The organism is Streptomyces sp. NPDC037389 (assembly GCF_040636475.1).
Lineage (GTDB): Bacteria > Actinomycetota > Actinomycetes > Streptomycetales > Streptomycetaceae > Streptomyces > Streptomyces hesseae.
The window spans coordinates 460977-478818 of sequence record NZ_JBEZUS010000002.1; the positions used below are offsets into that span (position 1 = coordinate 460977).

At 70.0% G+C, this 17842-nt stretch carries 12 protein-coding genes; 7 read left to right on the forward strand and 5 right to left on the reverse strand.

What is annotated here, in order from left to right; genetic code table 11:
* Positions 1 to 97: 97 nt before the first annotated feature.
* The 5 genes from AB0E98_RS05685 (at position 98) to AB0E98_RS05705 (ending at position 8328) form a co-directional block, all read left to right on the forward strand.
* Positions 98 to 3973: a GH92 family glycosyl hydrolase gene (locus AB0E98_RS05685; RefSeq protein ID WP_361698923.1), complete on the forward strand. Its 3876-nt coding sequence runs from the start codon at positions 98 to 100 to the stop codon at positions 3971 to 3973.
* 175 nt (positions 3974 to 4148) lie between these two features.
* Positions 4149 to 5057, forward strand: coding sequence for a VCBS repeat-containing protein (locus tag AB0E98_RS05690; RefSeq protein WP_361698925.1), 909 nt, complete (start codon positions 4149 to 4151; stop codon positions 5055 to 5057).
* A gap of 183 nt (positions 5058 to 5240) precedes the next feature.
* Positions 5241 to 6206: a VCBS repeat-containing protein gene (locus AB0E98_RS05695; RefSeq protein WP_361698927.1), complete on the forward strand. Its 966-nt coding sequence runs from the start codon at positions 5241 to 5243 to the stop codon at positions 6204 to 6206.
* 147 nt (positions 6207 to 6353) lie between these two features.
* Positions 6354 to 7253 carry a VCBS repeat-containing protein gene (locus AB0E98_RS05700; RefSeq protein ID WP_361698929.1) on the forward strand — a complete coding sequence of 300 codons (900 nt, stop codon included), beginning with the start codon at positions 6354 to 6356 and terminating at the stop codon, positions 7251 to 7253.
* Positions 7254 to 7389: 136 nt separating this feature from the next.
* Positions 7390 to 8328 (forward strand): VCBS repeat-containing protein, encoded by a 939-nt coding sequence (locus AB0E98_RS05705; protein ID WP_361698931.1) that lies wholly within the window; start codon positions 7390 to 7392, stop codon positions 8326 to 8328.
* A gap of 123 nt (positions 8329 to 8451) precedes the next feature.
* Here the strand turns inward: AB0E98_RS05705 and AB0E98_RS05710 are convergent, their stop codons facing one another.
* The 4 genes from AB0E98_RS05710 to acnA form a co-directional block, all read right to left on the reverse strand.
* Positions 8452 to 9768, reverse strand: a complete 1317-nt coding sequence (locus AB0E98_RS05710; protein WP_361698933.1) for a hypothetical protein — start codon at positions 9766 to 9768, stop codon at positions 8452 to 8454.
* A 114-nt stretch (positions 9769 to 9882) separates the two neighbouring features.
* Positions 9883 to 10215 carry a hypothetical protein gene (locus tag AB0E98_RS05715; RefSeq protein ID WP_361698935.1) on the reverse strand — a complete coding sequence of 111 codons (333 nt, stop codon included), beginning with the start codon at positions 10213 to 10215 and terminating at the stop codon, positions 9883 to 9885.
* 120 nt (positions 10216 to 10335) lie between these two features.
* A complete protein-coding gene (locus tag AB0E98_RS05720; RefSeq protein ID WP_361698937.1) occupies positions 10336 to 10626 on the reverse strand; it encodes a hypothetical protein in 291 nt (96 codons plus the stop codon).
* 230 nt (positions 10627 to 10856) lie between these two features.
* The gene (acnA, locus tag AB0E98_RS05725; protein ID WP_361698939.1) at positions 10857 to 13571 is read right to left on the reverse strand and encodes an aconitate hydratase AcnA; all 2715 of its coding nucleotides are present in this window, start codon (positions 13569 to 13571) and stop codon (positions 10857 to 10859) included.
* A 770-nt stretch (positions 13572 to 14341) separates the two neighbouring features.
* Between acnA and AB0E98_RS05730 the strand changes: the two genes are divergently transcribed.
* Together AB0E98_RS05730 and AB0E98_RS05735 are read left to right on the forward strand one after the other, a co-directional pair.
* Positions 14342 to 14896 carry a Uma2 family endonuclease gene (locus tag AB0E98_RS05730; protein WP_361698941.1) on the forward strand — a complete coding sequence of 185 codons (555 nt, stop codon included), beginning with the start codon at positions 14342 to 14344 and terminating at the stop codon, positions 14894 to 14896.
* 99 nt (positions 14897 to 14995) lie between these two features.
* On the forward strand, positions 14996 to 16525 hold the full coding sequence (locus AB0E98_RS05735; RefSeq protein ID WP_361698943.1) for a UDP-N-acetylglucosamine 1-carboxyvinyltransferase: 1530 nt from the start codon (positions 14996 to 14998) through the stop codon (positions 16523 to 16525).
* Between the two features lie 53 nt (positions 16526 to 16578).
* Here AB0E98_RS05735 and AB0E98_RS05740 read toward each other — a convergent pair whose 3' ends face one another.
* The gene (locus AB0E98_RS05740; protein WP_361698945.1) at positions 16579 to 17688 is read right to left on the reverse strand and encodes a PP2C family protein-serine/threonine phosphatase; all 1110 of its coding nucleotides are present in this window, start codon (positions 17686 to 17688) and stop codon (positions 16579 to 16581) included.
* Between the last annotated feature and the right edge of the window lie 154 nt (positions 17689 to 17842).

A 17842-nucleotide genomic window follows, 5' to 3' on the forward strand; every position in this document is an offset into this window, starting at 1 on the left:
TGGTGTCTCACGCACTACTTAACACTGCGCGTCATGGGTGACAACGTTGTCTGAGTCGTCCGGCCGTCCGTGCCGGGTTCAGCGGAGAGGCAAAGGGATGCGAACGGGAACCGGGTACCGCAGATGGCGTACGCTCGCCCGTCCCACGGCGCTCCTGGTGGCCACCGTACTGATGACGGGGGCTCAGGTCACGCAGGGTCAGATCGTCGGGGCGTCGCCGCCCCGGGCCGACGTAGCCGCCGACGAGCGCTTCGCCTCCTCCTTCGAGCCGGGCGACCCACGGCCCGACTGGACCGACGCCGTCGAGACCGGCCGCGACGGCCGCCCGCGCGCCGCCGGGGTCGACGGCGACGACACCAGCGGCATCCCCGGCAATGTCACCGACCGGGTCACCGCCGTCCGCGCCAGCGGCGAGCACGCCGAGGCGGGCGAGGTCAAGGAGAACCTGGTCGACGGCGAGAGCGCGACGAAATGGCTCGCCTTCGAACGCACCGCCTGGCTGGAATTCGAGCTGGACCGGCCCGTCACGGCCGTGCGCTACGCCCTGACCTCCGCGAACGACGCCCCCGGCCGCGACCCCCGGGACTGGGTGCTCAAGGGTTCCGACGACGGAAGCGGCTGGCAGGTGCTCGACGCCCGCCAGGGCGAGGCCTTCGAAAAGCGGCTCCAGACCCGCGAGTTCTCCTTCTCCGGGAACCGTCCCTACCGCCAGTACCGGCTGGAGATAACCCGCAACAACGGCGAGCCCGTCACCCAGCTCGCCGAGTTCCAGCTGGCGGCGGGCGACACCGGCACCCCGCCGCCCGCCGACATGCGCAGCCACGTCGACCGCGGCCCCACCGGCTCCCCCACCGCCAAGGCCCGCGCCGGCTTCACCGGCACCCACGCGCTGCGCTACGGGGGCATGCACCAGGCCACCGGCCACGCCTACTCGTACAACAAGATCTTCCGGACCCGGCTGCGCGTCACCCCGAGGACCCTGCTCTCCTACAAGATCTTCCCCGCCCTCCCCGAGCCGGACGCCCGCTACCCCGCCACCCATGTCGCCGTCGACCTCGCCTTCACCGACGGCACCTACCTCAGCGAGCTCGGCGCGGTCGACCAACACGGCGCACGGCTGACCCCGCAGGGCCAGGCCGCCTCCAGGACGCTCTACGTCAACCAGTGGAACAACAAGGAGTCGCGCATCGGTGCCGTCGCCTCCGGGAAGACCGTGGAGCGGGTGCTGATCGCGTACGACTCGCCCGTGGGCCCGGCGAAGTTCCGCGGCTGGGTCGACGACATCTCCCTCGCCCCGGCCCCCCAGGAGCCGCCCGTCGCCCATCCGGCGGACCGGGCCGTCACCACCCGGGGCACCCACTCCAGCTCGAACTTCTCCCGGGGCAACACCTTCCCGGCCACCGCCGTCCCCCACGGCTTCAACTTCTGGACGCCCGTCACCAACGCGGGCGTCACGGACTGGCTCTACCAGTACGCGGCGACCAACAACGCCGACAACCTCCCCACCCTCCAGGCCTTCTCCGCCAGCCATCAGCCCAGCCCCTGGATGGGCGACCGGCAGACCTTCCAGCTCATGCCCTCGGCGTCCCCGGGCGTCCCGCCCGCCTCCCGCGCCGCCCGCGCCCTGCCCTTCCGGCACGAGAACGAGACCGCCCGGCCCCACTACTACGCCGTCACCTTCGAGAACGGCCTCAAGGCGGAGATCACCCCCGGCGACCACGCCGCGATGATCCGCTTCACCTTCCCCTCGGACCAGGCGAGCGTCCTCCTCGACAACGTCAAGGACCGCGGCGGACTGACCCTCGACCCCGAGCACCGCTCCTTCAGCGCCTACTCGGACGTCCGGAGCGGACTGTCCACCGGCGCCGGGCGCCTCTTCGTCCACGGTGTCTTCGACACGCCCGTCGTCGCGAGCGGCAAGCTCAAGGGCGACACCGGCGGCGACGCCGTCACCGGCTATCTGCGCTTCGCGCCCGGCAAGAGCCGTACGGTCACCCTGCGCGTGGCGACCTCCCTCATCGGCACCGACCAGGCCCGGGCCAACCTCGAACAGGAGATCCCGGCGAGCACCGGCTTCGACCAGGTCATGACCCGCGCCCGCACCGCCTGGGACACCCTCCTCGGCCGCGTCGAGGTCGAGGGCGCGACCCGTGACCAGCTCACCACCCTCTACTCCAGCCTCTACCGGATCTACCTCTATCCCAACTCCGGATTCGAGAACACCGGCACCCCCACCCACCCCCGGCCGCGCTACGCCAGCCCCTTCTCCCCGCCCGCCGGCGAGAACACCCCGACCACGACCGGCGCCGAGATCGTCGACGGCGAGGTCTACGTCAACAACGGCTTCTGGGACACCTACCGCACCACCTGGCCCATGTACTCCCTGCTGACGCCCCGCCAGGCGGGCAGGCTGATCGACGGCTTCGTCCAGCAGTACAAGGACGGCGGCTGGATCTCCCGCTGGTCCTCCCCCGGCTACGCCGACCTGATGACGGGCACCAGCTCCGACGTCGCCTTCGCCGACGCCTACGTCAAGGGCGCCCCCTTCGACGCCGAGGCGGCGTACGCGGCCGCGCTGAAGAACGCCACCGTCGCCCCGGACAGCCCCGGCACCGGCCGCAAGGGCATGGAGACCTCCGTCTTCCTCGGCTACACCAGCACCAGGACCCGCGAGGGCCTGTCCTGGGCGCTCGAGGGCTACCTCAACGACTTCGGCCTGGGCCGGATGGCCCGCGCCCTCTACGAGAAGACCCACAAGGAGCGCTACCGCGAGGAGTCCGACTACTTCCTCAACCGCGCCCGGAACTACGTCAAGCTCTTCGACCCCCGCGTCGGCTTCTTCCAGGGCCGCGACACGAACGGCGCCTGGCGCCTGCCCCCCGCCTCCTACGACCCGCGCGTCTGGGGCGACGACTACACCGAGACCAACGGCTGGAACTTCGCCTTCACCGCCCCCCAGGACACCCGCGGCCTGGCCAACCTCCACGGCGGCCGCGCGGGCCTGGCCAAGAAGCTCGACACCTACTTCGCCACCCCCGAGACGGGAGCCCCCGAGTTCGCCGGCTCGTACGGCGGCGTCATCCACGAGATGACCGAGGCCCGGGACGTCCGCATGGGCATGTACGGCCACAGCAACCAGCCCTCGCACCACATCGCCTACATGTACGACGCGGCCGGCCGGCCCTGGAAGACCCAGGAGAAGGTCCGCGAGATCCTCTCCCGCCTCTACCTCGGCAGCGAGATCGGCCAGGGATACCCCGGCGACGAGGACAACGGCGAGATGTCCGCCTGGTACGTCTTCAGCGCCCTCGGCTTCTACCCGCTCGTGATGGGCCAGGGCGAGTACGCGATCGGCTCGCCCCTCTTCACCAAGGCCACCGTCCACCTGGAGAACGGCCGCGACCTGGTGATCCGCGCCCCGCGCAACAGCGCCCGCAACATCTACGTCCAGGGCCTGCGCGTCAACGGCCGCGCGTGGAACAGCACCGCCCTCCCCCACGCCCTGCTGTCCAGGGGCGGCACCCTGGACTTCACCATGGGCCCCAACCCGTCCCGCTGGGCCACGGCCCCGGACGCGGGCCCGACCTCTCTCACGACGGACGACAGGGCGCCGGCCCCCCTCACCGACGTCACGACCCACGACGGCTCGGCCCTCACCGACGACACGTCCCGCACCTCGGCGTCCTTCACCACCGTCACGCTGGACACGCCGGGCGACTCCCGCGTGACGTCCTACACCCTCACCTCCGCCGACCGCGCCAAGGCCCCGACCGGCTGGGTACTCCGCGGCTCGACCGACGGCACCACCTGGACCGAGGTCGACCGCCGCACCGCCGAGTCCTTCACCTGGGACCGCCAGACCCGCGTCTTCGCCCTCCGCGCTCCGGCGGCCTACCGGCACTGGCGCCTGGAGGTGACGGGGGGCCAGGAGGCGACGCTGGCGGAGGTGGAGCTGCTGGGGGCGCCGGGCTGAGCCGGCGCCGTTGACGCGCGTGTCCATGCGGGGGCCGTACCTCCTGGGGAGGTACGGCCCCCTTCTGTCCGGAAATCACCTGGAAATCCGAAGATCTCGTGGAATGATCGTTGAGATCTTGCTACGGCCCGTCTCGGGACACAGCATCCTGATATTTAGCCATGGGGGGCATTACATGAGGAATCTCTTCGGTCGTAAGCGTGGGCGCGCGCTGTCGGGCCTGGCCGGCACCACCGCGGTCGCCGCCGCCCTGGTCGGCCTCGCCGCCGGAACCGCGACCGCCGGCACCACGCCGGACGCGAAGGCCGCCCCGAAGACACCCTCGGCCGGCGCCCCCCAGTTCCCGCTGTTCGCGGAGAAGCGCGCCCAGGATGTCAAGGACGCCCAGGACATCTACATGTACCGGCCGAACGGCTGGGGCGGCTTCAAGGACGTCGAGGAGTACGGCTTCTACGGTTCGGCCCCGCGCGTCTCGGAAACCGCGACCGTCGACCACGACCACAACGGCGAGATGGATGGCTGGTACCACCAGCACAGCGACAACAGCCTGCTGGAGTACCGCGGCGCCCGCGGCGACAAGGTGATCGGCCCCGGCTGGGACGTCTACAACCGCATCTTCTCCCCCGGTGACCTCGGCGGCTCGCTCGAGTCCGACCTCCTCGCCCGCGACAAGTCGGGTGTGCTGTGGCTCTACCTGGCCCGTCCGGACGGCACCCTGGAGGACCCGTACCGAGTCGGCCCCGGCTGGGACCAGTACACCGACATCGTCGGCAAGGGCAGCCTCAACGGCGACGGCCGGGCCGACATCGTCGCCAAGGACCGCAACGGCGACCTCTGGTACTACAAGGGCACCGGCGAGTCCCACATGCCCCTCACCGACCGCGTCAAGATCGGCGGCGGCTGGAATCAGTACGACAAGCTCGTGAGCACGGGTGACGTCGACGGCGACGGCCGCAGCGACCTGCTCGCCCGCGACAAGTCCGGCGTCCTGTGGCTCTACAAGGGCAACGACAGTGACATCGACCCCTTCGAGAACCGCGTGAAGATCGGCGGCGGCTGGGGTCGGTACAACAACCTGTTCTGATCCTGCTTCATGCCCGCGCCGCGCGGGAGCCGTACATCTGGGGCCGCACTTGTGACAAGTGCGGCCCCAGGTGTGATGTCGAACTCCTGAAAAGTCAGTTGATATACGTAAACCTTGGAGTAATGATCAAGGCATCGCGATGCTCCGGGCGTCGCCCCTGAATCACCTTCAAGGGAGAAGTACATGGGCAATCTCTCCGGTCGTAAGCGTGGACGCGTGCTCTCCGGTCTCGTCACCGCTGCGATAGCCACCGCGCTGGTCGGCGCCGCTTCCGCGACCGCATCCGCCGACGGCCCGGCAGGCACCTCTGCCGCCAAGACGCACCAGCGTGCCGAAGGCGCTCACAAGAAGGCCCCCCAGAACGCCCCCAAGCCGCGTTCCGGCCTGCTGCGGGCCGCCGGCGCCGGCGAAGCCACGGCCGCCGCTCCCCGCTTCGACCTCTACGCGGCCGACCGCGACGGCCTCGTGTACCTGTACATGGCCAACGGCAACGGCGGCTTCAAGGACGCCTGGTTCCTCGACTCCGGCTGGCAGAACTTCACGGAAGCCACCCAGGTCGACCACGACCGCAACGGCGAGAGCGACGGCTGGTACGTCCGGCACGCCGACGGCCAGATGGAGTACACCGGCGAGGCCGGCAACAAGATGATCGGCGGCGGCTGGAACGCCTACGACCGCGTCTTCTCCCCCGGCGACCTCGGCGGCGCCGGCGAGTCCGACCTCCTCGCCCGCGACAAGTCCGGCGTGCTCTGGATCTACCTCGCCCGTCCCGACGGCACCCTGACCGACCGCTACCGCGTCGGCCCCGGCTGGGACCAGTACACCGACATCACCGGCCGCGGCGACCTCAACGGCGACGGCAAGGCCGACATCGTCGCCAAGGACAAGAACGGCGACCTCTGGTTCTACAAGGGCACCGGCGACTACAAGGACCCGTTCGAGAGCCGCGTCAAGGTCGGCGGCGGCTGGAACACGTTCGACAAGCTCGTGGGCATCGGTGACCTCGACCACGACGGCCGCAGCGACATGCTCGCCCGCGACAAGACCGGTGTCCTGTGGCTCTACAAGGGCAACGGCAACCAGAACGACCCCTTCGAGAACCGCACGAAGATCGGTCCCGGCTGGGGCAAATTCTCCCTGATGTTCTGATCCCGTAGCGGCTTCGCGTCGTTCACCCACGTGGATTCCCGCCCCCGCCTCAAGCCGAGGCGGGGGCTTCTGGCACGATCCCGGATGTCTCGCGGTGTCACCCCACAGGGAACACCGCGTCTTTCTCATTGCCAATAGGAGAACCACGTGGCCCTTCTTTCCGGCCGCAAGCGCGGACGGGCGCTGTCCCGCCTCGCAACGACGGCGATAGCCGTCACCCTGCTCGGCGCCACCGCCGGCACCCTCGCCCAGGCACAGGCCGCGCCGCAGCCGAGCGCCGCCGCTCCCGTCTTCGGTCTGTTCGCGACCAAGGCGACCGGCGAGGTCTACACGTACGAGCCCAACGGCCGCGGTGGCTTCGGCGACCGTGAGCTCCTGGCCGACACCGACTCGCGGAACGTCACCGCGTCCGTGCAGGTCGATCACAACCGCAACGGTCTCACGGACGGCATCTACTTCCGCGCGGCGGTCGACGGCTCGCTGCTCTACAGCGTCGTGCCCGAGACCGAGGCGGAGGCGGCGAAGCCGGAGACCGACCCCAAGCGGATCGGCGGCGGCTGGAACATCTACGACCGCATTCTGTCCCCGGGCAACCTCGGCGGCTCGACCGAGTCGGACCTCCTCGCCCGTGACAAGTCGGGTGTGCTGTGGATCTACACGGCCCGTGCGGACGGCTCGCTCGGCGACCGCGTCCGTGTCGGTGCCGGCTGGGACCAGTTCACGGACATCGTGGGCCGTGGCGACCTCAACGGTGACGGCAAGGCCGACATCGTCGCCAAGGACAAGAACGGCGTCCTCTGGTTCTACAAGGGCACCGGCAACACCAACGACCCCTTCGCCAGCCGGGTCAAGGTCGGCAGCGGCTGGAACACGTACGACACCCTGTTCTCCACCGGTGACCTGGACGGCGACGGCCGCAGCGACATGCTCGCCCGCGACAAGACCGGCGTGCTGTGGTTCTACAAGGGCAACGGCAACCAGAACGACCCCTTCGCGAGCCGCGTGAAGATCGGCGGCGGCTGGGGTCAGTACAACAACTTCTTCTGATCCTGAGCACGGGCCGGGCCGTGCGCCGTCGAAGACGGAAACGGCCCATCCCGCGTGAAGATCCTGTGGAATGATCCAGAAGATCTCGCGGTCCCCAGCCAGGGGACCGCGGCTTTCTCTTACCACAGGAGTACACGTGGCCTCTTCTTCCGGCCGCAAGCGTGGACGGGCGCTGTCTCGTCTCGCCACGACGGCGATAGCCGTCGCACTGCTCGGCACCACCGCCGGCACCGCGTTCGCCGATGGCACCACCCCCGCCACCGCGGCATTGCAGGCGGCCGCGGATGTCGCCAAGGCCCCCACGGCGACCCGGGCGGGGAACGGCGAGTCCCGTGCCGAGTCCCCGGTCTTCCCGCTGATGGCGTCCAAGGGCTCCGGTGAGCTCTTCCAGTACATCCCCGACGGCCGCGGCGGCTTCAAGGACCGCAAGAAGGTGACCGACAACTGGCTGGCCATCACCTCGACGGTCCAGATCGACCAGGACCAGGACGGCCTCCAGGAGCACATCTACTTCCGGACGATCGACGGCAAGCTCTGGTACGGCGACACCAAGAAGGACACGCCTCCCAAGGAGATCGGCGGCGGCTGGAACACCTACGACCGCATCCTCTCCCCCGGTAACCTCGGCGGTGCGAACGAGCCCGACCTCCTCGCCCGCGACAAGTCCGGCGTCCTCTGGCTCTACCTCCAGAAGCCGGACGGCAGCCTGAGCGACCGTTACCGCGTGGGCGCCGGCTGGGACCAGTACACCGACATCGTCGGCCGGGGCGACTTCAACGACGACGGCAAGGCCGACATGGTCGCGCGGGACAAGTCCGGCGTGCTGTGGTTCTACAAGGGCACCGGCGACTACAAGGACCCCTTCGCGAGCCGTGTGAAGATCGGTGGCGGCTGGGACACCTACAACTTCCTCGTCTCCTCCGGTGACGTGAACCTCGACGGTCGCAGCGACCTGCTGGCCCGCGACAAGTCCGGTGTGCTGTGGCTCTACAAGGGCAACGGCAACCAGAACGACCCCTTCGAGAACCGCGTGCGCGTCGGCGGCGGTTGGGACCAGTACAACAACTTCTTCTGATCCTCACCTCTGGCAAACGTCCGACCACGCACACCGGTTGGGATGCGCGCGGTAGACGACCCGCCCAGGAACACCGCCCCGCCTGCGTGAGGCCACCCGCCTCACGCAGGCCCGGCCCATCCGTCAAGCCCCACCGCCGGCCTGAACGCGGCCCGGCCGCCGCCACGCCAGCCGGACCAGCGCCCGTACCGGCCGCCCCACCACCAGTGCCAGCCCCGCCAGCGGCAGGACGAGCAACACCGCCTGAAGGAACGCCGCGACCACGGCCAGGACCTGGTCGCCGGAGGCGCCGGACACGCCGGACGCGCCCGCGTGCTCCATCAGTGACGTGATCGTCCGCCAGTCAGCAACGAGCAACTCCGGCAAGTTCACCAGCACCAGGCCGAGTTGCAGGGACAGTACCGGCACCAGGAAGAGCACCCACACCGCGACCACGACCTGGGGCCAGCGCTTCAGGGCCCGCAGCCGGTCGTCCTGGGGGCGGCGGAGGAACACCCGTCGCAGGATGGGCGCGATGTACTTGAACAGGTCGGGAATGCCGATCAGGTCGGCGACGATGTAGTAGCCGTCGAACCGCAGCGTGGGGAGCAGTTGCTGAACCATCTCCAGGTGGACGGAGAGGATCGCGACGAGCAGCGGCTGGAAGCCGGTCGTCGCGTACAGCGCGCCCAGGCCCAGGACGAAGACGGCGTTGAAGTAGACGCCGCCGAGGTCGGCGCGGATGCGGCCCGCGCGGCCCAGCCGGTAGGAGTTGGTGATGTCCGTGTAGAAGGCGGGCCACACCAGGTAGATGCCGCAGCCCATCGCTCCGGGACGGACGCCGCCGTAGCGGCAGGCCGCGCCGTGGCCCAGTTCGTGGAACGCGCACGAGGCGATGGCCAGGAGGACGACGAGCAGGACGTCCGCCGGTGAGGTGAGGACGTCCCGCAGCGCGGCACCCGTGTCCTGGGTCGTCCACAGCCACACCTCGCCCGCGACGAACGCGCCGAGCCCGAGAACGACGACCGCCGGGCGGAACAGCCAGGCGAAGAGGCCGGAGAGGAACCAGGTGACGTGCTCCGGCAGCACGGCCAGCCGGAAGCGGAAGGCGAGGAACGGGTCGTTCTTCGTCGTCGGGGGCGGTGGTGAGCCGTCGCTGTAGGTGGTGATGCCGAGCGGGGCGAGTTTCTTGTCGATGAGGAAGACGATGTGTTCCTCGGTGAATCGCCGGCCCGTCTCCTCCGAGAGGTCGGCGGCGATCCGGGCCATGGCGGGCTCGGGGCCGGGGGGCAGGGGGCCGGCCAGGGCGCGCACCACCCGGTAGAGCAGGGGCGGGAGCCGGACGATCTGGCCGTCGGGACGGCAGACCAGTTGCGGCGGCTCACGGTAGCCGGAGCCCTCGAACTCGCCGACGAGTTCCATGCCGGCCACCAGGGTGGGTGTGGCGCAGGGCGCTGACATGGACGTCCTCCGGGAGATGGCGGCAGGTGACGTGAGGTCACGCGAGGTCACGTGGGGGAAGGGCCGGGAGCGGGCCCCGGCCCTTCCCGGGTACGCGGGGCAGCCGTCAGGCGATCAGTGGCTGGAGACGGCCGCGGGGACGCAGGTCATGAACGCGGCGGGCTGGCGGCCCAGGCCGACGACCTCGCCCAGCAGGCCCGGGGTGCCCTCGTGGCCACCGGTCTGGCAGGCGGACAGCATCGTGGTGCCGTGGTCGTGCGGCACGGGGGCGAAGACGCCGCCGCCCGAGGCGGCCGCGGAGCTGCTGGCGCCGGCACCGGCGCCCGCGCCGCCGTCGCCCGGGCCGACGAGGTTGAGCGGGGTGGCGATGACGCCCATGACGGTCCGCTCGGGCAGCACCTCTCCCGTGATCTGGTCGAGTTCCTCGAAGCTGATGGCGTTGTCCATTCCGTTCCCCTTCTCTGGTGTCCGCGCCCGGCCCGCCGTACGGCGCCCGGGCATGCCGCCCCCGCCGGATCGGCCGGGGACGGAGTCCTTGGGGGTGGTGAGACGGTGACGCGTGTGGTGTCAGCGGCTGTGAACGGCCGCCGGGACACAGGTCATGGTGTAGCCGGGCGTACTGGGCGCCAGGCCCAGGGCGACGAGGAGGCCGAGGCTGCCGGGGTTCTCCTTGTACTGGCAGGCGTAGGCGACGGTCGTGCCGTGCTCGGTTCTCATGAGCGCCGGATGGACGGGGTGATGGTCGGCGCCCGCGCCGGCGGCGGCTCCGGTGGGCAGCAGGCTCGACAGGGCGATCCGCGCGGGCAGCTCCTCGCCGTACAGCCGGCTGAGCTCCCCGAAGGTCACGGCGGATCCCATGGACTCATCCCTCCCTCTGGGACGACGCCGTCGCGTCCATCCCGCCGGGGAGCCTAACCCGCATGGGAATGCACGACACTTCATCAATCCCCCCATCACCCGGTCGTGTTGGGAGATGCCCCCGGGAGGGTGGCGGAGGGAACGCCCGGCCGGGCACGCAGCCGGGCACGCGAAAGGGCCGCACCCCGTTCGGAACGGGGTGCGGCCCTCAACCGCGCAGCAGGAACCGCTTAGTTGCGGATCAGGTTGCGCAGGACGTACTGCATGATGCCGCCGTTGCGGTAGTAGTCGGCCTCACCGGGGGTGTCGATGCGGACGATCGCGTCGAACTCGACACCGGTGTCGGTGGTGACCTTGACCGTGCGCGGCGTGCGGCCCTCGTTGAGCTCGGTGACGCCCGCGATGGAGAAGGTCTCCTCGCCGGTCAGGCCGAGCGAGTCGGCCGACTGACCGGCCGGGAACTGGAGCGGCAGGACGCCCATGCCGATGAGGTTCGAGCGGTGGATGCGCTCGTACGACTCGGTGATGACGGCCTTGACGCCGAGGAGCGCCGTGCCCTTGGCCGCCCAGTCGCGGGACGAGCCGGAGCCGTACTCCTTGCCGCCCAGGATGACCAGCGGGGTGCCGGCGGCCTGGTAGTTCTGCGAGGCGTCGTAGATGAACGACACCGGGGCGTCGGCCTGGGTGAAGTCGCGGGTGAAGCCGCCCTCGGTGCCCGGCGCGATCTGGTTGCGCAGGCGGATGTTGGCGAACGTACCGCGGATCATGACCTCGTGGTTGCCTCGGCGGGAGCCGTAGGAGTTGAAGTCACGACGCTCGACACCGTGCTCGGTGAGGTACTTGCCCGCCGGGGTGTCGGCCTTGATGGCGCCGGCCGGGGAGATGTGGTCGGTGGTGACCGAGTCGCCCAGCTTGGCCAGGACGCGGGCGCCGGTGATGTCGACGACCGCGGCCGGCTCCATCTGCATGCCCTCGAAGTAAGGGGGCTTGCGGACGTAGGTGGACTCGGAGTCCCACTCGAAGGTGTTGCCGGTCGGGATCGGCAGGGCCTGCCACTGGGCGTCGCCCGCGAAGACGTCCTGGTAGGACTTGTTGAACATGTCCTCGCCGATGGCGTTGGCCACGACCTCGTTGACCTCGGCCTCGGAGGGCCAGATGTCCTTGAGGAAGACCGGGTTGCCGTCGGTGTCGGTACCGAGCGCGTCGCGGGTGATGTCCACCTTCATGGAGCCCGCGAGGGCGTAGGCGACGACCAGCGGCGGGGACGCCAGGTAGTTCATCTTGACGTCGGGGTTGATCCGGCCCTCGAAGTTGCGGTTGCCCGAGAGGACCGAGGTGACGGCGAGGTCGTGGTCGTTGACGGCCTTGGAGACCTCCTCCGGCAGCGGGCCGGAGTTGCCGATGCAGGTGGTGCAGCCGTAGCCGACGAGGTTGAAGCCGACCTTGTCGAGGTAGGGGGTCAGGCCCGCCTTGTCGAAGTAGTCGGTGACGACCTTGGAGCCCGGGGCGAGGGTGGTCTTGACCCACGGCTTGCGGGTCAGGCCCTTCTCGACCGCCTTCTTGGCCACGAGCGCGGCGGCGACCATGACGTAGGGGTTCGAGGTGTTGGTGCAGGAGGTGATCGCGGCGACGGTGACGGCGCCGTGGTCGATCGTGTAGGTGGTGCCGTCGGGGGCGGTGACGGTGACCGGGTTCGACGGGACGCCGTTGGAGGCGGCCGGGGCGTCGGAGGCCGGGAAGGACTCCTCGCCCGCCTCGTCGGCGGTGGCGACGTAGTTGAGGACGTCACGCTCGAACTGGGCCTTGGCGTCGGCCAGGACGATGCGGTCCTGCGGGCGCTTCGGGCCGGCGATGGAGGGGACGACCGTGGAGAGGTCGAGCTCCAGCTTCTCGGAGAAGTCGGGCTCGGCGGCCGGGTCCAGCCACAGACCCTGCTCCTTGGCGTACGCCTCGACGAGCGCGACCTGCTGCTCGGAGCGGCCGGTGAGCTTGAGGTAGCTCAGGGTCTCGCCGTCGATCGGGAAGATCGCGGCGGTGGAGCCGAACTCCGGCGACATGTTGCCGATGGTGGCGCGGTTGGCGAGGCTCGTCGCCGCCACACCCTCACCGTAGAACTCGACGAACTTGCCGACGACGCCGTGCTTGCGCAGCATCTCGGTGATCGTGAGGACGAGGTCGGTGGCGGTGGTGCCGGCCGGGAGCTCACCGGTCAGCTTGAAGCCGACGACGCGCGGGATGAGCATGGAGACCGGCTGGCCGAGCATCGCGGCCTCGGCCTCGATGCCGCCGACGCCCCAGCCCAGCACGCCGAGGCCGTTGACCATGGTGGTGTGCGAGTCGGTGCCGACGAGGGTGTCGGGGTAGGCCTGGCCACCCCGGACCATGACCGTACGGGCCAGGTGCTCGATGTTCACCTGGTGGACGATGCCGGTGCCCGGGGGGACGACCTTGAAGTCGTCGAAGGCGGTCTGGCCCCAGCGCAGGAACTGGTAGCGCTCCTTGTTACGGCCGTACTCCAGCTCGACGTTCTGGCCGAAGGCGTCCTTGGTGCCGAACTTGTCGGCGATGACGGAGTGGTCGATGACCAGCTCGGCCGGGGAGAGCGGGTTGACCTTCGCCGGGTCGCCGCCGAGCTCCTTGACGGCCTCACGCATGGTGGCGAGGTCGACGACGCAGGGCACGCCGGTGAAGTCCTGCATGATCACGCGGGCCGGCGTGAACTGGATCTCCTGGCTGGGCTGGGCCTGCGAGTCCCAGTCGCCCAGGGCGCGGATGTGGTCGGCGGTGATGTTCGCGCCGTCCTCGGTGCGGAGGAGGTTCTCCAGGAGCACCTTCAGGCTGTAGGGAAGGCGCGCGGAGCCCTCGACCTTGTCCAGCCGGAAGATCTCGTACGACTCGTCGCCCACGCGCAGCGTGGTGCGGGCGTCGAAGCTGTTCGCCGACACGACAGTCTCCTTCATGCATGAATTCGCGTACTGCGGCAATCCTGCCGCCCCGATGGCGCGCGCATCCGCTAAGGTGTGCCTAAGTTAGGTATGCCTTACTGGCGCGTGACAGCGGTACGCCTCTCGGCAGATATCTCGATGTCGAGATAACTCTAATACATCGCCGCCGATCGGTCATGCCCGGATACGCCGAGCGGGCCTGCGCCCGGTGACCGACAGCGGTTCCCCGCCCGGCGGAGGCGGCGGCCCGCGATCTCGTCCCGGGGAGCGACGGCCGGGAACGCTCCGGCGGCCAGGATCGGACGCGTTCCCGATCCGCCCCCTCCAGCACCGGAGAATCACGTGTCCATACGCGCCCCTCGCACGCTCACACTCCTCGCCCTCGCCGCCGCACTGACCGCCCCGGCCGCCGTCCCCGCGGTGGCGGCGAGCCCCGCCGGGGGCGAGCCGCCGGTCACGAGCACCTCCAGCCTCACGGGGTGGGGCCGGATGGACTACCCCGCGCCCGGCAACGACATCCGCGTCACCGTCGACGCCCGCTCCTCCTACGGCCCCGGCCACCTCCCCGTACGGTCCGAGGGCACCTTCCGCGTCTCGCACCGTACGGACGCCATGAACGGGCAGCCCGCGTCCGACCACTGGGCGCGCGGTCGGCCCGGCGCCGGGGCTGGTTCACCAGTTCGGGTGAGCGTTGGGCCGAACGGGCGGTTCGCCGGGGCGGATTGCCGTAGACCTGCGTTCTCTTCCCCTGGACCACCTCGGAGCGCTTCATGGGCACATCGCCCCGCACCTACATCCCCGGCAGCCCCGAAGCAGCCTTGAAGTACGCCATTCAGCACATCCAACTGGACCACGCGCAGCTGATCGAAGGGACCATCCACCCGGTTTCGCGAAGCTGGAGCCACGAGGCGACAACCGACCGCATCTGCACCGCGATCGGTGCGACAGTAGCCCGACTGGCCTGCGTCTCGGGTCGCGGCGACCTCGATCTCCCCGGTTCCTGCAACTGGTACATCCCGGACCTGGCCGTTGTTCCCGAGGCCTCGGCAACAGGCGCCGGAGCACTCTTGCCACAACAGACCCTGCTCATTGTCGAAGTGACCGAGGAGTTCGACAGCGACACCGACCGGGTTGTGAAGCGCCGCCGCTACGCCGAGTTCGACGCCCCTCTGTACCTGCTCGTGGACCGCCAGGAGCGCACCTGCACGCTCTTCAGCGAGCCGAGTCGCCTCGGCTACGCAAAATCGGACGGCCCCCACCCCTTCGGCACCGCCCTCCACCTCCCCGCCCCCTTCGACCTGGAGCTCGACACGTCGGACTTCTGATTTCCACACTCCTGTCCGATTGTTCGGATAGGAGCAGAACACGTGGAGAGGCCATGGCACATGCCAACGAAATCTCATATCTGAGATACCGTCTGACTCATGACAGACGCCTACCTCGGCCGTATCGGCAAGCTCATCCGCGACGCCCGGCAGCACCGTGGCTGGACCCAGTCGCAGCTCGCGGACGCGCTCGGGACCAGCCAGAGCGCGGTCAACCGCATCGAGCGGGGAAATCAGAACATCAGTCTTGATATGATCGCCCGCATTGGTGAGGCCCTCGACAGCGAGATCGTCTCCCTCGGATACGCCGGACCGATGCATCTGCGCGTCGTCGGCGGACGCCGGCTCTCCGGTTCGATCGACGTCAAGACGAGCAAGAACGCCTGTGTGGCCCTGCTCTGCGCCACGTTGCTCAACGCCGGGCGGACCACCCTGCGCCGCGTGGCTCGGATCGAGGAGGTCTACCGGATCCTCGAGGTGCTCGCCAGCATCGGCGTACGGCACCGGTGGATCAACGACGGGAACGACCTCGAGATCGTGCCGCCCGCCGAGCTCGACCTGGGCACGATGGACACCGAGGCCGCCCGCCGCACCCGTAGCGTCATCATGTTCCTGGGTCCGCTGCTGCACCGCATGGATCACTTCAAGATCCCCTACGCCGGTGGCTGCGACCTCGGTACCCGGACCGTCCAGCCGCACATGACGGCGCTTCGGCACTTCGGCCTGGAGGTCACGGCGACCGACGGCACGTACCACGCCCAGGTGGATCGATCCGTCTCCCCCACCCGCGCCATCGTGCTGACCGAGCGCGGGGACACCGTCACCGAGAACGCCCTGCTGGCCGCCGCCCGGCACGACGGCGTGACCGTCATCCGCAACGCCAGCTCCAACTACATGGTCCAGGACCTCTGCTTCTTCCTGGAGGAGCTGGGCGTACGGGTCGAGGGCGTGGGCACCACCACGCTCACCGTGCACGGCGTGGCCACCATCGACCGCGACGTGGACTACGCGCCCTCCGAGGACCCGGTCGAGGCCATGAGCCTGCTCGCCGCCGCCGTGGTGACGGAGTCGGAGCTGACGATCCGCCGGGTGCCGGTGGAGTTCATGGAGATCGAGCTCGCCGTCCTGGAGGAGATGGGCCTCGACCACGAGCGCAGCCCCGAGTACCGCGCCGACAACGGCCGTACGCGCCTGCTCGACCTGACCGTGCGCCCCTCCAAGCTGCGGGCGCCGATCGACAAGATCCACCCGATGCCGTTCCCGGGCCTGAACATCGACAACGTGCCGTTCTTCGCGGCCATCGCCGCGTTCGCCCAGGGCCAGACCCTCATCCACGACTGGGTCTACGACAACCGCGCCATCTACCTCACCGACCTCAACCGCCTCGGCGCGGACGTCAAGCTGCTCGACCCCCACCGTGTCCTGGTCGAGGGTCCCACCCGCTGGCGCTCGGCCGAGATGATGTGCCCGCCCGCGCTGCGCCCCGCCGTGGTCGTGCTGCTGGCGATGATGGCCGCCGAGGGCACCTCGGTGCTGCGCAACGTCTATGTCATCAACCGCGGTTACGAGGATCTGGCCGAGCGCCTCAACTCCATCGGAGCCCAGATCGAGACGTTCCGGGACATCTAGCCCCCGCTGGCCCTACGCCGGCCCTACGCCGGCCACGAGCCCGGTGCGCACGCTCATGCGTGCGCACCGGGCTCCCGCGTGACGGCCAGCACCGCCATGTCGTCGTCCCGCGGGCCGCCCGTCCAGCGCTCGACGTCGCGGATCAGCGCGTCGATGACGTCCCCCGGGCCGCCGAACGGGCCGAGCCCCGGCAGCCGCTCCCGTGGGTCGTAGAAGGCGCCCGCACCGTCCCTGGCCTCGGTGACCCCGTCGGTGACCATCAGCAGGGTGTCGCCGATGGCGAACGGCCAGCGGTCGGGGGCGGGGCGGGGGCCGGACGCGTCCAGGGCGCCCATCCCCAGGGGCAGACCGGGCTCCCCCGCCGCCAGCGGCCGCACCCGCATGCCGTCGACGCCCCCGGCGAGGAGATACGCCGCCGGGTGCCCCCGGCTGAGCAGGGAGAGCCGGCCCGCGCCCGGCTCGAACTCGCCCAGCAGCGCCGTGATGAAGCCCTCCATCCGCAGCTCCTCCTCGCGCTCCCCCACCTCGCGCACCACCGCGCGCTCAAGACGGTCGGCGAGCTCGCCGAGGTCCGGGGCCGTCGCCGCGGCCTCGCGGAAGGCGCCGAGCAGCAGCGCCACCGCGCCCACCGCGCCGAGCCCCTTTCCCCTGACGTCCGCGATCAGCACCCGGGTGCCGTACGGCGTGGCCTGCACGGCGTACGCGTCGCCGCCGATCTGCGCCTCCACCTGCGCGGCCCGGTAGCAGGCGGCGACGGCCAGCGGCCCGATCCGGGCCGGGGGCGCGGGCAGCACCGCCCGCTGGGCGGCCTCCGCCACCGAGCGGACGACGTCCAGCCGGCGCCCGTGGCGGGCGACCACCCGGTTCACGCCGATGCCGATCAGCGCGGCGAAGAGGGTGTTGGCCAGTTCGAGCCAGCCCGGAGGACGGCCCAGGTAGCCATCCTTGGCGATCAGCGCCAGCACGCCCACGACGATGACGGCGCCCACGGCCACGGTGTGCCGCAGCGACAGGAGCGCTCCCGCCACCACACAGCCCGCCGCCATCATCGGATCGCCCCAGTAGTCCTGCGGCGCCAGCGCGTCCCAGGTCAGCCCGGCCGCGATCAGGGCGCCGGGGGCGAACCGCACGTAGCGCGGCCAGTGCGTGGAGACGGACGCCATGCGCGCTTCCCGCTTCCCACTTCCCGGCGACAGCTGAACAGCACTATTTTATGCCGCTTTATCAAGTGATGACCTCCCTAAAGCACCCGAAAGGGCTCCCCCGGAGGGGTCGTTGCCGCTCCCCGACGAGCGTGCGTAGACTCCTGACTGACCC

Bases quoted from the DNA above. Each gene is read 5' to 3' on its own strand.
- AB0E98_RS05685 (WP_361698923.1), top strand. From the start codon at position 98: ATGCGAACGGGAACCGGGTACCGCAGATGGCGTACGCTCGCCCGTCCC.
- AB0E98_RS05690 (WP_361698925.1), top strand. From the start codon at position 4,149: ATGAGGAATCTCTTCGGTCGTAAGCGTGGGCGCGCGCTGTCGGGCCTG.
- AB0E98_RS05695 (WP_361698927.1), top strand. From the start codon at position 5,241: ATGGGCAATCTCTCCGGTCGTAAGCGTGGACGCGTGCTCTCCGGTCTC.
- AB0E98_RS05710 (WP_361698933.1), bottom strand. From the start codon at position 9,768: ATGTCAGCGCCCTGCGCCACACCCACCCTGGTGGCCGGCATGGAACTC.
- AB0E98_RS05715 (WP_361698935.1), bottom strand. From the start codon at position 10,215: ATGGACAACGCCATCAGCTTCGAGGAACTCGACCAGATCACGGGAGAG.
- AB0E98_RS05720 (WP_361698937.1), bottom strand. From the start codon at position 10,626: ATGGGATCCGCCGTGACCTTCGGGGAGCTCAGCCGGCTGTACGGCGAG.
- AB0E98_RS05730 (WP_361698941.1), top strand. From the start codon at position 14,342: ATGGGCACATCGCCCCGCACCTACATCCCCGGCAGCCCCGAAGCAGCC.
- AB0E98_RS05735 (WP_361698943.1), top strand. From the start codon at position 14,996: ATGACAGACGCCTACCTCGGCCGTATCGGCAAGCTCATCCGCGACGCC.
- AB0E98_RS05740 (WP_361698945.1), bottom strand. From the start codon at position 17,688: ATGGCGTCCGTCTCCACGCACTGGCCGCGCTACGTGCGGTTCGCCCCC.